At 63.5% G+C, this 13405-nt stretch carries 14 protein-coding genes; 1 reads left to right on the top strand and 13 read right to left on the bottom strand.

Features of this window, described 5'->3' with window-relative positions; all coding sequences use genetic code 11:
* Positions 1-142: 142 nt before the first annotated feature.
* The gene (locus LT40_RS00770; RefSeq protein WP_043185238.1) at positions 143-2587 is read left to right on the top strand and encodes a penicillin acylase family protein; all 2445 of its coding nucleotides are present in this window, start codon (positions 143-145) and stop codon (positions 2585-2587) included.
* A gap of 55 nt (positions 2588-2642) precedes the next feature.
* On the opposite strand, the gene LT40_RS00765 is transcribed toward LT40_RS00770, so the two are convergent.
* The 13 genes from LT40_RS00765 to fabD all read right to left on the bottom strand — a co-directional run bounded on the left by LT40_RS00765 (position 2643) and on the right by fabD (position 13295).
* Positions 2643-3194 (bottom strand): DUF1285 domain-containing protein, encoded by a 552-nt coding sequence (locus LT40_RS00765; RefSeq protein WP_043185236.1) that lies wholly within the window; start codon positions 3192-3194, stop codon positions 2643-2645.
* Positions 3195-3204: 10 nt separating this feature from the next.
* The gene (locus tag LT40_RS00760) at positions 3205-3807 is read right to left on the bottom strand and encodes a DUF4823 domain-containing protein (RefSeq protein ID WP_043185234.1); all 603 of its coding nucleotides are present in this window, start codon (positions 3805-3807) and stop codon (positions 3205-3207) included.
* Between the two features lie 89 nt (positions 3808-3896).
* Positions 3897-4544: a TetR/AcrR family transcriptional regulator gene (locus tag LT40_RS00755; protein WP_043185232.1), complete on the bottom strand. Its 648-nt coding sequence runs from the start codon at positions 4542-4544 to the stop codon at positions 3897-3899.
* A 336-nt stretch (positions 4545-4880) separates the two neighbouring features.
* Positions 4881-5672, bottom strand: coding sequence for a TatD family hydrolase (locus LT40_RS00750; protein ID WP_043185229.1), 792 nt, complete (start codon positions 5670-5672; stop codon positions 4881-4883).
* Positions 5673-5685: 13 nt separating this feature from the next.
* Entirely contained in the window at positions 5686-6042 is a 357-nt protein-coding gene (locus tag LT40_RS00745) for a PilZ domain-containing protein (protein WP_043185228.1), read from the bottom strand.
* Positions 6043-6258: 216 nt separating this feature from the next.
* Positions 6259-7245: a DNA polymerase III subunit delta' gene (locus tag LT40_RS00740; RefSeq protein WP_043193195.1), complete on the bottom strand. Its 987-nt coding sequence runs from the start codon at positions 7243-7245 to the stop codon at positions 6259-6261.
* Positions 7238-7870: a dTMP kinase gene (tmk, locus tag LT40_RS00735; protein ID WP_043185225.1), complete on the bottom strand. Its 633-nt coding sequence runs from the start codon at positions 7868-7870 to the stop codon at positions 7238-7240. Before tmk ends, LT40_RS00740 begins: the two co-directional genes overlap by 8 nt.
* Before the next feature lie 17 nt (positions 7871-7887).
* A complete protein-coding gene (gene mltG / locus LT40_RS00730) occupies positions 7888-8994 on the bottom strand; it encodes an endolytic transglycosylase MltG (protein ID WP_052393167.1) in 1107 nt (368 codons plus the stop codon).
* Positions 8995-8997: 3 nt separating this feature from the next.
* Positions 8998-9813, bottom strand: a complete 816-nt coding sequence (gene pabC, locus LT40_RS00725) for an aminodeoxychorismate lyase (RefSeq protein WP_043185224.1) — start codon at positions 9811-9813, stop codon at positions 8998-9000.
* A complete protein-coding gene (fabF, locus tag LT40_RS00720) occupies positions 9813-11057 on the bottom strand; it encodes a beta-ketoacyl-ACP synthase II (protein ID WP_043185223.1) in 1245 nt (414 codons plus the stop codon). Before fabF ends, pabC begins: the two co-directional genes overlap by 1 nt.
* A gap of 109 nt (positions 11058-11166) precedes the next feature.
* Positions 11167-11403, bottom strand: coding sequence for an acyl carrier protein (gene acpP, locus LT40_RS00715; protein ID WP_043185221.1), 237 nt, complete (start codon positions 11401-11403; stop codon positions 11167-11169).
* A 197-nt stretch (positions 11404-11600) separates the two neighbouring features.
* Positions 11601-12341 (bottom strand): 3-oxoacyl-ACP reductase FabG, encoded by a 741-nt coding sequence (fabG, locus tag LT40_RS00710; RefSeq protein ID WP_043185220.1) that lies wholly within the window; start codon positions 12339-12341, stop codon positions 11601-11603.
* Positions 12342-12356: 15 nt separating this feature from the next.
* Positions 12357-13295 (bottom strand): ACP S-malonyltransferase, encoded by a 939-nt coding sequence (gene fabD / locus LT40_RS00705; protein ID WP_052393165.1) that lies wholly within the window; start codon positions 13293-13295, stop codon positions 12357-12359.
* Positions 13296-13405: the final 110 nt, after the last annotated feature.

Below are 13405 nucleotides of genomic sequence, written 5' to 3'. Positions count from 1 at the left end.
CGCCAGGCCCAGGCTCGGCACACTGCGGTCGGCCTGCAAACGGCTCGGGCGCAGCGAAAATAACCCCCGCCTGACGCTTGCGCGTCGCCGTCGCCCTCTCTAACGTAGCGCCTTTTACGCCAGCCCCCGCAGGAGCTTCGCCATGGCCTCGCCCGCCCGTTCTTTCTTCATGCCCAAGTTCGGCTGCGCTGCCGTGGTGACGGGCATGCTCAGCCTCACTGGCTGTCAACAATGGCTGGGCGGCTCCGCCGAACAAGGTCTGCCGCCCAGCGTGGGCGTGCAGCCGCTCAAGGGCCTGGCGCAGAATGTCTCGGTGCGGCGCAACGGCCTGGGCATGCCGCTGATCGAAAGCAACACGTTTCACGATGCCCTGTTTGCTCAGGGCTACGTCGCCGCCAGCGACCGTATCACCCAGATGGTGCGCATGCGCCTGCTGGCCCAGGGACGGCTGGCCGAGCTGGACGGGGTTGAAGCACTGGACGGCGACCGCCTGCTGCGCAAAATCAATCTCAAGAAAAATGCCGATCAGCTCTACGCCGCCGCCTCGCCCCGGCTCAAGCGTTTCTTCGATGTCTATGCACGAGGCGTGAATGCCTACCTGTTCCGCTATCGCGGCAAACTGCCAGCGCCGCTGGGCAACTACACCCCTGAATACTGGAAGGCCGAAGACTCGGCGTTGATGTTCGCCCTGTGGTCGTTCAGCCAATCACTGAATCTGCAGGAGGAACTGGGCTCGCTGGTGCTGGCGCAGAAAGTGGGCACGGACAAACTGGCCTGGCTGCTGCCGGTCTATCCAGACGAAAGCCTGCCCTTTGCCGAAGCCGAAAAACTCAAGGGCGTATCCCTGGGCGGCGCGCTGGCCAACCTGTCCGGCCTGGGCACGATGAGTCGCGAACTCGAGCAGCTGGGCGCGCCAAGCTCCAGCAACTGGGCCATCGCCCCGCAACGCGCACGCGCCGGTAAAAGCCTGTTTGCCAACGACACCCACGCGGTCATTGGCGTTCAGTCTGCCTGGAGCTTCGTGCAACTGCGTGCGCCTCGCTATCAGGCCGCAGGTGTCGCCCTGGCCGGTCTGCCGGGGGTGCTGGCCGGTTTCAATGGTCAAGTGGCCTGGGGCATGTCGGCGGTGATGGGTGACAACCAGGATCTGTTCCTGGAAAAGGTCAAAAGCGAAGGCGGTCGCGTGCTGTATCAAGCCAACGGCAAATGGCAGCCGGCACGGGTGCGTCAGGAAAACTACCTGGCCAAGGGGCAGCGACCCTTGCGCGAAGCCGTCTACGAAACCAACCATGGCCCGCTGCTCAACGACATCGCCGGGCTTCCGGCCTCCGGCGGCTATGGCGTGGCCGTGCAACTGCCGGACCTGGCCGAAGACAAGAGCCTGGACGCCCTGTTCGACCTGTCGCGCGCCAGCAATGTCGAGAAGGCCTCGGATGCCAGCCGGCAGATCCGCGCGGTGGCTACCAACCTGCTGTTCGCCGACGCCAACAGCATCGGCTGGCAGGTCACCGGTCGTTTCCCCAACCGCCTCGAAGGCAAAGGCATGCTGCCCTCGCCCGGCTGGGATGGCCGGTATGACTGGGATGGCCTGGCCGACCCCATGCTGCACCCCTACGACCAGGATCCGCCGCAGGGCTGGCTGGGTACCGCCAACCAGCGCATCGTACCGCCCGGCTACGGTATCCAGCTGTCCAACGCCTGGTACTACCCCGAACGCAGCGAACGCCTGGCCGAGCTGGCCGGCGCTGGCAAGCACGATACCCGCAGCATGATCGCCATGCAGTCCGACCAGACCACTCTGTTTGCTGCCAAGCTGAAGAAGATGTTTCTTGCGCCCGGCATGGCCCAGCCGCTGAAAAGCGCCATCGATGCCTTGCCCGATGCCGATCGCACCAAGGCCCGGGAAGCCTACACCCGCCTGATGGCTTTCGATGGTCGCCTGAGCGCACAGTCCGCCGACGCCGCGTTGTACGAGCTGTTTCTGCAACAAAGCATGCAGCGCACCTTCCTCGACGAACTGGGGCCGGTCGACAGCGCCGCCTGGAAGGCCTTCGTCGCTCAGGGCATGGCTTCCTACTCGGCCCAGGCCGACCACCTGCTAGGGCGCGACGACAGCCCGTTCTGGGACGACGTGAGCACCCCGCAGAAGGAAGACAAGCCCGCCATCCTGGCCCGCAGCCTGGCTGCGGCGGTCAGCGCCGGCGAAGCGCAGTTGGGCAACGATCAAGGCACATGGCAGTGGGGTCGCTTGCACCGCACCACCTGGACCGACGCCAGTGGGCGGGCGGTCCGTGGCCCGGTCGCCAGCGGTGGCGATCACACGACGTTGAATGCCGCGCCCTACCGTTGGGGCGATAACTTCGATACCGCATCGATACCCTCTCTGCGCATCGTCGTCGACTTCGCCCAGGCCGAGCCGATGATCGGCTTGAACAGCGGCGGGCAATCGAGCAATCCGGCCAGTACCAACTACGCTGACGGCATCGATGCCTGGCTCAAGGGGCAATACGTCAGCTTCCCGATGCAGCCGCAGAACTTCGAGAAAGCCTACGGCATCAAGCGGCTGACCCTGACGCCACAGAAATGATCGCCTGAACCCAGCGGCTGCCGCCCTGCCATTGCTGGCAGGGCGGCGGTTGCCGTTATTGCTCTGGATCCTGGGCGATGGGAAAGAACACACCACCGCTCCACACCCCCAGCCAGCCGTCACGCACAACGGCCAGCTCGACGAGACGGTAGAACACGTTGCGGTGAATACGTGCCTCCAGGTTGGTGCGCACGCGCACGTAGGGCGAAGGCTCCTGGGTACCCGAATCGATCTCCACCCGCAGCGGGTGCTCCGCGCAGGCCTCGAAGGTGTCTTCGACATTGCTGGTGAAACGCAGCGACTGCTGCTCGCCCTCACCCAGCACCTGCATGTCGATGGCCACGAACGGCGCGTCGTCGACGACGATGCCGACCTTTTCCACCGGAGTGACCAGCACGTATTCGTCGCCATCACGGCGCAGAATCCCGGCGAACAACTTGACCATCGCCGGCCGAGCAATCGGCGTGCCCTGGTAGAACCAGGTGCCATCACGGGCGATGCGCATGTCGATGTGCCCGCAGAACTCGGGGTTCCACAAATGCACGGGTGGTAGGCCCTTTTGCGCGGTGGGAATGTGCGCCAGCAAATCGTCGGCCTTGCCCGTCATGCCTGTCTCCTTAGCGGCTTACGCCCAACAGGCTACGAGCGTAGTCCTCCAGGGGTGGGCCAAGCAAATCTTCCGGTTTGTTGTCACGCATGGTCAGCAGCCCGCCGCGGCTACGAATGGTTGCGGTGTCGATGAGGTAGCGGGTGCTGGTTTCGATGAGCATGATCTGGATCACGCTGCTGTCGACGCCGAGCCGATCCAGCGCTTCCTGATCGGCCCACTCGTCCGCATTGCCGATACGGTCATCGGCCCGTGCGAAACGAGCATAGAGCAGATAATGCGCGCCGGCATTGCGTGCTTCACCCAGGGCCTGTTCCAAGCCGAGCGGTGCAGGAGCACGGCGCACCAGGGGGAAATATTCGACAAAAGCCTGGAAGGCTTCTTCGGCGACCACATTGGGCCGAGGGTAGGCCCCGCCCGCAGGCACGAACGAGCCCTGGCCGATGTAGATGAACGAGTCAGGCTGCACGCGCAGGTTGTTGAACCGGCGCGTTTCGCTGTGGTTCAGCACGCCCGCATCGCTCAGATGATAACGAGCGCCCTCGCCCAGATCACTGACCTTCATGCAACCGCTCAACGCCAACAGCGCCAGCAGCACGACCAGGTTACGCATGCATCCTCCAGAGCCGGCGACAAGATCCCGGCGATCAGCTACGTGATGCAGCTTCTGCGCCAGTTTCCGGGGCTCGGGATGCCTGGGGCTCAGGATTCTTTCGGGCTTGGCAGTTCAGGATCGCGCTTGCGCTTGTTGCCCATGCGCACGCCGATGTCCATCAGGAACTGGAAGAAGCCTTCCTGATCTTCCAGCACGTTGCTCCAGAACGGCGAGTGATACAACGCCACGGCGCCGTGTACCAGTGCCCAGGCCGCGCAGTAGTGGAAGTACGGCGGTACATCCTCCAGCTTGCCTTCGCTGATCCGTCCTTCGATGAGGAACGTGAGTCGCTCGAAATTGGACGCGCGAATCGTGTGCAGCTGCTCGACGAGCTCGGGCACCTGATTGCCCTTGACCACCTTTTCTTCGAGCCTGTCGAACAGTCGGTAGCGCTGGGGATCGCGCATGCGAAATTCGAAGTAGGCACGGGACAAGGCTTCCTTGTCGCGATCGATGTCGGCGGAATGCAGCAGTGCGTTCAAATCGCGCTCGTAGTCGAGCATCAGCCGCAGGTAGATCTCGGCCTTGGACTTGAAGTGCTTGTAGATGGTGCCTTTGCCGATACCCACAGTGTCGGCGATCAACTCGACCGTGACGCTGTCTTCGCCCTGCTCGAGAAAGAGCGCAAGCGCGGTGTCGAGGATTTCCTGCTCGCGGCGGCGAAACTCACGGACCTTACGAGGTTCTTTTTGCATAGGAAGGACTGGATCGAAAGCGAAGGCCGTCATTATGCCTGTATGAGGTCAAAATGCACGGATCATCCAAAATCTCTGGCGTTATGGCGGATATGCCACGCAACCCTGAAATCGGTGCTGAGCAATCCCGGACGTATTCCAAATCCGTTTAAGAAACCGCCTGCACGCACTGGCGCCCCGCACGCGCTCGACGATACTTGAACTGTCGTCGCGTCATACCCCCCCAAGTGACGCGTCGGCAAGGCGTTGATAGACCATACGCCTGTTGTGACTCCTGATGGTCTTGACCCGGAATTCTCTCCCCAAGAACCCGGGTTCTTTTTTGCCCGCGCCGACTCAAGCCTGGCGACGAACCCGCGCCAGGGGGAACAGCCGGCAGAAATTGTCGGTGGTACGCTCGGCCAGGCTTTCGAACGTCTCGCCACGGACCGTGGCGATGCACTGTGCCACTTCACGCACGTACTGTGGCAGATTGGACTTGCCGCGGTAGGGGATGGGCGCAAGGTACGGCGAGTCGGTTTCCACCAGCAGGCGATCGGCGGGCACTTGCCGGGCGACTTCGCGCAGGGCATCGGCGTTGCGAAACGTCACAATGCCGGACAATGAAATGTAGAAACCCACGTCCAGGGCCGCCTTGGCCATCTCCCAGTCCTCGGTAAAGCAATGCAGCACGCCGGCCTGGGGCAATTGTGCCTCGCGCAACAAGGCCAGGGTGTCGGCTTGGGCGCCACGGGTATGCACGATGACCGGTTTGCCGGTCAGGTTGGCCGCCTGCAGGTGCAGCCGGAACGACGCCTGCTGCAACTCCGCAGCCTCGGGTTCGTAGTGGTAATCCAGGCCGGTCTCGCCGATCGCCACTACGCGCGGGTCGTCGAGCTCGCCCATGAGCCAGTCCAGTGCAGGGGGTTGGCCGGGAGCAAGGTCCAGGGGATGAATGCCGACCGAGCAGTCGACATCGTCGTAGCGAGCAGCCAGGGCCTTGACTGCGGCGGCGTTGTCGGCGCTGACACCGATGCACAGGAAGTGGCCGACACCGCAGGCGCGCGCGGCATCGAGCGCGGTGTCCAGGCAGCCGTTGTGCTCGGCGAGGTCGAGGCGATCCAGGTGACAGTGGGAATCTACAAGCATGGGGATAGGCAAACTACATCGTGTGAGTGGGACGGTCGGACTTCAGGGCGCCGGCCAGGTAGGTTTCGATCTTGTTGCGCGCGGTGTTGTCGCCATCGTTGAACTGCACGCCCACGCCTGCGGCACGGTTGCCCTGTGCCCCTTTGGGGGTGATCCAGGCGACGCGGCCGGCGACGGGAATCTTTTCCGGCTCATCCATCAGGTTGAGCAGCATGAACAACTCATCGCCCAGCTTGTAGCTCTTGCTGGTGGGAATGAACAAGCCTCCGTTCTTGATGAACGGCATGTAGGCAGCGTACAGGACGGCCTTGTCCTTTATGGTCAGGGACAGAATACCGTTGCGCGGTCCGGGACTGACGGGTTGATTCATTCGTGCTCCCTTATGATTGTCGATTTCTATGGCCACGTTTGGCATTGCCGCGTTGCATCGGAAAAATCCCGTGCGCCCTGACGCGGCTTGCGCCGCTGCTACAGGGGTTGGCGCAAGCCGCATTTGCCCGCCCCTGTAGCAGCGGCGCGAGCCGCGTCAGGTATCGCTGCGGTATATCAGACCAACTACGACCAGCGTCCGATCACAATGCACCCATCACCTCTGCCCCGGCAAGGCCATCCAGGAAACCAGCAGCGCTTCGATCAGCAGTACCCGATTCAGGTTGGCCTTGGCCAGGACCTTCTGGCGCTGCATTAGCACCCAGTCCTGAATGTCCAGCACCTTATTCTGGGTGCTCTTGTCCGCCAGATATTGCAGCACCTTGCGCATGTCGCTCAAGCCCAGGCCCTGCTCGTCCGCCGTCAGGCGATAACGCAACAGCAGATTCGACCAGTCGCAGAACCAGTCGAACAGCAGCAGCAGCGGCACCCCGCTCCAGGCATCGGCCAACTGGCTCGGCGTCTGCTGCCCTTTGAGCAGTTTCTTCACGCCGTCGACCACCAGCGCCCGCTGCTCGACGATGCCGGCGGCCTGCAACCTGACGACCGCCAACGGCGAGCCTGCGGCCAGGGCCAGGAGATCGATGCGCGCAGCCTCGTCCACTTCCGGCAACGCCGTGGCCAGCCACTGCAGGCTGACCGCTTGGCTGGGCAGCGGGCAGGCCTGCTGCACGCAGCGGCTCTTGACCGTGGGCAGCAAGCGACTGGGTTGATGGCTGACCAACAGCAGCACGGTATTGCCCGAAGGCTCTTCCAGGCTTTTGAGCAAGGCGTTGGCTGCATTGATGTTCATGGCCTCGGCAGGCTCGACCAGCACCACCTTGCGCCCACCCATCTGCGCTGTCTGCACGATGAACCCCACCAGGTCGCGGACCTGGTCGACCTTGATCGCCTTGTCCGCTTCTTCAGGTTCCAGGATGAAATTATCCGGATGGCTACCGGCCTGCAGCAGCAAGCAGGACTTGCACGCACCACACGCCTGCTGCGCGGCGGGGCGCTGGCACAGCAGCAACGCCATCAACCGCTCGGCAAGAGCACGCTTGCCGATGCCCTGCGGCCCGTGCAGCAGATAGGCGTGGGCGTGCTGGGTACGCCCGGCCAGCCTGTGCCACAGCTCGTCCTGCCAGGGGTAGGCCTCAGCCACGCGGCAGGCCTCGCAGTTCGGGCAGCAGCGCATCCAGCGCCTGTTGCACCTGGGCCAGGCTCTGTGCGGCATCGATCACCCGGTAGCGCGACGGCGCCGCGGCGGCGCGGGCCAGGTAGGCGCCGCGCACGGCCTCGAAGAACGCCCGCCCCTCCTGCTCGAAGCGGTCCAGGCGACCGCGGGCGCTGGCACGGGCCAGGCCGATTTCCACGGGCAGGTCGAACACCAGCGTAAGGTCCGGACGCAGCGTGCCCTGGACGAAGGTTTCCAGCTGCGCGATGCGCTCCTGGGAAAGTCCGCGACCGCCGCCTTGATAGGCGTAGGTGGCATCGGTAAACCGGTCGCACAACACCACCGCACCACGCGCCAGCGCCGGGCGAATCACCTGGGCCAGGTGCTGTGCCCGTGCGGCGAACATCAGCAGCAGCTCGGTATCCACGCACATGGCTTCATCGCTGGGTGCCAGCAGCAGCTCGCGGATACGTTCGGCCAGCGGCGTGCCGCCGGGCTCGCGGGTCAGTACGACGTCCAACCCGCTGGCGCGCAGACGCTCGGCCAGGTATTCGCGATTGGTACTTTTACCCGCGCCTTCCGGCCCTTCCAGGGTGATGAATAAACCGCTCACAGGGTGTCCTTGCAAAGTCATTGGGCAGGCGCCTCGGCGGCGTCCGGCCTGTCTTGTAGTTCGCGCGTAGCGCTATCGGTCGGCGGCGCCACGGGCGCGGGGCTCGAGCGATAATCGGCGCGACGTTTGAGTTGGTACTCGCGCACGGCGTTGTTGTGCGCGTCCAGATCGTCGGAAAAGACATGGCTGCCGTCGCCGCGTGCAACGAAATACAGGCTGCTGCCCGGCACGGGGTTGAGCGCGGCATGAATGGCTTCGCGGCCGACCATGGCGATCGGCGTGGGCGGCATGCCGGCGATCACATAGGTGTTGTAGGCCGTTGGCTCACGAAGGTCGGCGCGGGTCAGCTTGCCGTTGTAGCGCTCGCCCATGCCGTAGATCACGGTCGGGTCGGTCTGCAGCAACATGCCGGTCCTGAGACGACGCACGAAGACCCCGGCGATCTCGCCGCGCTCCTGGGGCACACCGGTTTCCTTCTCCACCAGGGAAGCCATGATCAGCGCCTGGTAAGGCTCGCTGTACGGCGCACTGGCGGCGCGCTCGGCCCACTCGCTGGCCAGCACCTCTTCCAGTCGCGCGTAGGCCTGTTGCAGCAACTCGACGTCACTCATGCCGCGGACGTACTTGTAGGTGTCAGGGAAAAACCGGCCCTCGGGAAACACCTTGGGGTGACCGATGCGCACCATGACCTCACTGTCGCTGAGGCCGCCCAGGGTCTGCTCGAGCTTTTCCTGCCGCGCCAACGCTGTACGCACCTGGCGAAAATTCCAGCCTTCGACCAGGGTCAGGCTGTACTGCACGACTTCGCCACGCTGCCAGACATTGAACAGATCGTTGACGGTCATGCCAGGGGTCATTCGGTATTCGCCGGTATGCAAGGGCTGCCCGGCGCGATTGAAGCGCCAGTACAGGCGCAACCAGAACGCATCGCGCAGGGTACCGGCAGCCTCCATGCGCAGGATCGTGCCGCCGGGCGTGGCGCGGTTGGGCACGTCGAGCAGCTGTTCTTGAGCAAGCGCCAGAGGCTGGTTCAGGGCACTGTCGACTTTCCAGGCCGCCACGCCCGTTGCCAGTGCGGCAACCACGATGAGCGTCTCCAGCAACAGCAGAAATTTACGCTTCACAAATCAGGCATCCAATAGCGCGTGGGCAATGCCTTGCAGTTTACGGGTGAGCGGTCCCGGCGACCACCTCAGTGAAGTGAAAGCCTGCACGGGCCACACGCCATAGACACTGTTGCATACGAAGACTTCATCGGCCCGTGCCAGATCGGCTGGCCACAGGTCGTCCACGATCACCTGCAGACCCAAGCCCGCGGCCTGTTCCAGCAGCTCGGCGCGCATCACCCCGGCCACGCCGCAACGCTGCACCGACGGCGTATGCAACGCTCCGTCGATCACCAGAAAGAGATTGCTGTAGACCCCTTCGACAAGGCGCCCGGACAGGTCCAGCATCAAGCCTTCGGCGAAGCTGGGGTCGGTCCATTCGGCGCGTGCCAGTACCTGTTCCAGACGATTGAGGTGCTTGAGCCCGGCCAGCAAGGGCTGCTCGGCAAGGCGCGTGGTGCAGGGGTAGAGTTGCACACCCTGCTCGCGATGGGTCGGCGGATAGGCGGGGCTTGGCCCGCCTTGCAGAATACGTCGCGCGCTGGCCTGAGGGTCGGGTGCATAGCCTCGCGCGCTGTCGCCACGGGTGACGATCAGCTTGAGCACGCCCTCCCCCAGCGCCGCCGCATAGCGGACAACTTCATCACGCAGCACTGCCAGGTCGACCACGATGGCCAGACGCTTGCAGCCCAGCGCAACGCGCGCCAGGTGGCGCTCGAGGAGCACCGCCTGGCCACCGCGTACGGCGACGGTTTCGAACACCCCATCACCGTAGGCCAGGCCGCGGCTCTTCAGGCCAAGCGCTTCACATGGCTGCCCGTCGAGCCAGGCCTGCATCAACCGGCGAAGCGCCGGAACACCAGGGAACCGTTGGTGCCACCGAAGCCGAACGAATTGCTCAACACCACGTCGATCGGCATGCTACGGGCGGTGTGGGGCACGAAGTCCAGGTCGCAGCCTTCGTCAGGCTCGTCCAGGTTGATGGTCGGCGGCGCCATCTGGCTGTTGATGGCCAGCACGCTGAAAATGGCCTCGACCGCACCGGCGGCGCCGAGCAGGTGCCCGGTCATCGACTTGGTGGAGCTCACCGCCAGCTTGTAGGCATGCTCGCCGAACACCGTCTTGATGGCGCTGACCTCGGCCAGGTCGCCCGCCGAGGTCGAGGTGCCATGGGCATTGATGTACTGCACCTGGTCAGGCGTGACGCCAGCATCGCGCAGGGCATTGGCCATGCAGCGCGCGGCGCCGGCGCCGTCTTCGGGCGGCGAAGTCATGTGGAACGCATCGCCGCTGGTGCCGAAACCGATCAGCTCGGCATAGATGGTCGCGCCGCGTGCCTGGGCATGCTCGAGTTCTTCGAGTACCAGCGCACCCGCACCATCGGACAGGACAAAGCCATCGCGGCCCTTGTCCCACGGACGGCTGGCACGGGTCGGCTCGTCGTTGCGCGTGGACAAGGCACGTGCCGCGCCGAAACCGCCCATGCCCAGACCGCACGCGGCCATTTCCGCGCCGCCGGCGATCATCACGTCAGCTTCGCCATAGGCAATGTTGCGCGCCGCCATGCCGATGCAATGGGTGCCCGTGGTGCAGGCCGTAGCGATCGCGTAGTTGGGCCCCTGAGCACCGAGGTGAATCGACAGGAAACCGGAGATCATGTTGATGATGGAACCCGGTACGAAGAACGGCGAAATCCGACGCGGTCCGCTGTCGTGCATGATGCGGCAGGTTTCTTCGATATTGGTCAGGCCACCGATGCCCGAGCCCATGGCCACGCCGATACGCTCGCGATTGGCGTCGGTGACTTCGAGACCGGCGTTGCGTACTGCCTGGAAACCCGCTGCCAGACCGTATTGAATGAACAAGTCGAGCTTGCGTGCCTCCTTGACCGAGAGGTATTGCTCGACATCGAACCCTTTCACCGAGCCGCCGAAACGGGTCGAATAGGCCGAAAGATCCGTATGCTCGATGGGACCTATGCCACTGCGGCCGGCCAGGATGCCCTGCCAGCTACTCGGCACGTCGGTGCCCAGCGGTGACAGCATGCCCATACCTGTGACCACGACGCGTCTACGCGACACAGCACTCTCCTTATTCTGGGAACATCACCGTGCGGCCGTCTAAAGAAAAAACCGCACGCCAACGAAGGCAGTGCGGTTTTCCATGACAAGCAACGGCGATTACAAAACGTTACGCCTGGTGGGCAGTGACGTAATCGATGGCAGCTTGAACAGTGGTGATCTTCTCGGCTTCTTCGTCAGGAATCTCGGTTTCGAATTCCTCTTCCAGAGCCATCACCAGCTCAACGGTGTCCAGGGAATCGGCACCCAGATCTTCAACGAAGGAAGAAGTGTTGTTGACCTCCTCCGCTTTGACGCCCAGTTGCTCGGCGACGATCTTCTTGACGCGTTCTTCGATGGTGCTCATACCTTGTTTTCACTCCTAATGGACATATGTCAGGCGGCTGGCCGGTACGTAAGTTTATAGAAGAAGCTCGGCTTTTCAAACTGAAAGCGTCACTGCGACCCTACGCAAGCCTGCCACCTAGAATTCGGATGCAGCTTTATAACGGATTTTGGATGCCGGGTAAGACATTTTTTTGAAGCAATCCGTCACATTTCCCCTTACATGTACATGCCGCCGTTCACCGGGATTGTAGCCCCTGTCACGTAGGCTGCTCCGTCGGAAGCCAGGAAACCCACCACTTTGGCGATTTCGTCGGCCTGACCCAGTCGGCCCAGCGGAATCTGCACCTGCAGGGATTCACGCTGTGCTTCAGGCAGTTCACGGGTCATGTCGGTGTCGATGAAACCGGGCGCCACCGAGTTCACGGTGATCGCGCGGGAGCCGACTTCACGGGCCAGCGCACGGCTGAAGCCTTCGAGACCGGCCTTGGCTGCAGCATAGTTTACTTGGCCGGCGTTGCCCATTGCACCCACTACCGAGCCGATACTGATGATCCGGCCCCAGCGCGCCTTGGTCATGCCGCGCAATACGGCCTTGGACAGGCGAAACAGGCTATTGAGGTTGGTATCGACCACGTCATGCCATTCGTCGTCTTTCATGCGCAGCATCAGGTTGTCGCGGGTGATACCAGCATTGTTGACCAGAATCGCCGGCGCGCCGAACTGCTCCTGGATCTTGGCCAGGGTGGCGGCTACCGACTCGTCGCTGCACACGTTGAGCTCCAGGCCCGTACCTTCGATACCGTGCTCCTTGAGCGTGGCGGCAATGCGCGCAGCGCCGCTCTCGGAAGTGGCGGTACCGATGACGGTAGCGCCCATGCGACCCAGTTCCAGGGCGATCGCCTGGCCAATGCCACGGCTTGCGCCAGTGACCAGTGCAACTTTACCTTGCAGGCTCATGCAAGTTCTCCTTGATCAGGCCTGCGCCGCGCGAGCGGCAGCGAAGGCTTCGGGGGTGTTCAGGTTTTCGGTGCTCACGCCATCGGCGCAGCGCTTGTTGAGGCCCGCCAGGACCTTGCCCGGACCGCATTCCACCAGGCGCGGCGCGCCTTGAGCGGCCAGGTACTGCACGGTTTCAACCCAGCGCACTGGCTTGTACAACTGTTCGAGCAGATCGCGCTTGAGGGTTTCAAGATCGGCCGGTACGCCGGCACTGACGTTCTGCACGACCGGAATCTGCGGGGCCTGCCAGTCGATGGCATTGACCGATTCGGCGAAGCGCTCGGCGGCCGGCTTCATCAATGCGCAGTGCGACGGGACGCTAACCGGCAATGGCATTGCCCGCTTGGCGCCACGGGCCTTGCACAGCTCGATGGCACGGGCGACGGCTTGCGCAGCGCCGGCAATCACCACCTGGCCGGGGGAATTGAAGTTGACCGCGCTGACCACTTCGCCTTGCGCAGCTTCCGCACAAGCGGCCAGCACATCGGCATCTTCCAGGCCGAGAATGGCCGCCATCGCGCCCTGCCCGGCCGGTACCGCTTCCTGCATCAGCTGGCCGCGACGCTCCACCAGCTTGACCGCATCGGCCAGCGACAGGCAGCCCGCAGCCACCAGCGCGCTGTATTCGCCCAGGCTATGGCCGGCAACATAGGCCGGACGCTCGCCACCCTCGGCCAACCACAGGCGCCACAAGGCGATGGAAGCGGCAAGAATGGCGGGCTGCGTCTTGTCGGTCTGATTGAGCCTTTCGACCGGACCTTGCTGGACCAGCGTCCAGAGGTCATAGCCCAAGGCGTCGGAAGCCTCCTTGAAGGTCTCCATGACCAAGGGGTACTGCGCGCCCAGTTCGGCCAGCATGCCGAGCGACTGGGAACCTTGCCCCGGGAAAACGAATGCGAGGGATGCAGACATTGAACAAGCCCTTGTATGATCTTGTTGCCGGAAAATTCGACGCCGGGAGCGTACCCGGCGCGCTGAACTGACAGTTGGATAACGTATGCCTGCCAGTGGTCACATTCAAG

The sequence above is a fragment of the Pseudomonas rhizosphaerae genome (assembly GCF_000761155.1).
Taxonomy (GTDB): Bacteria; Pseudomonadota; Gammaproteobacteria; order Pseudomonadales; family Pseudomonadaceae; genus Aquipseudomonas; species Aquipseudomonas rhizosphaerae.
The sequence above is the reverse complement of the archived record's forward strand: the minus strand, read 5'-3'. Positions and strand labels throughout refer to the sequence as shown.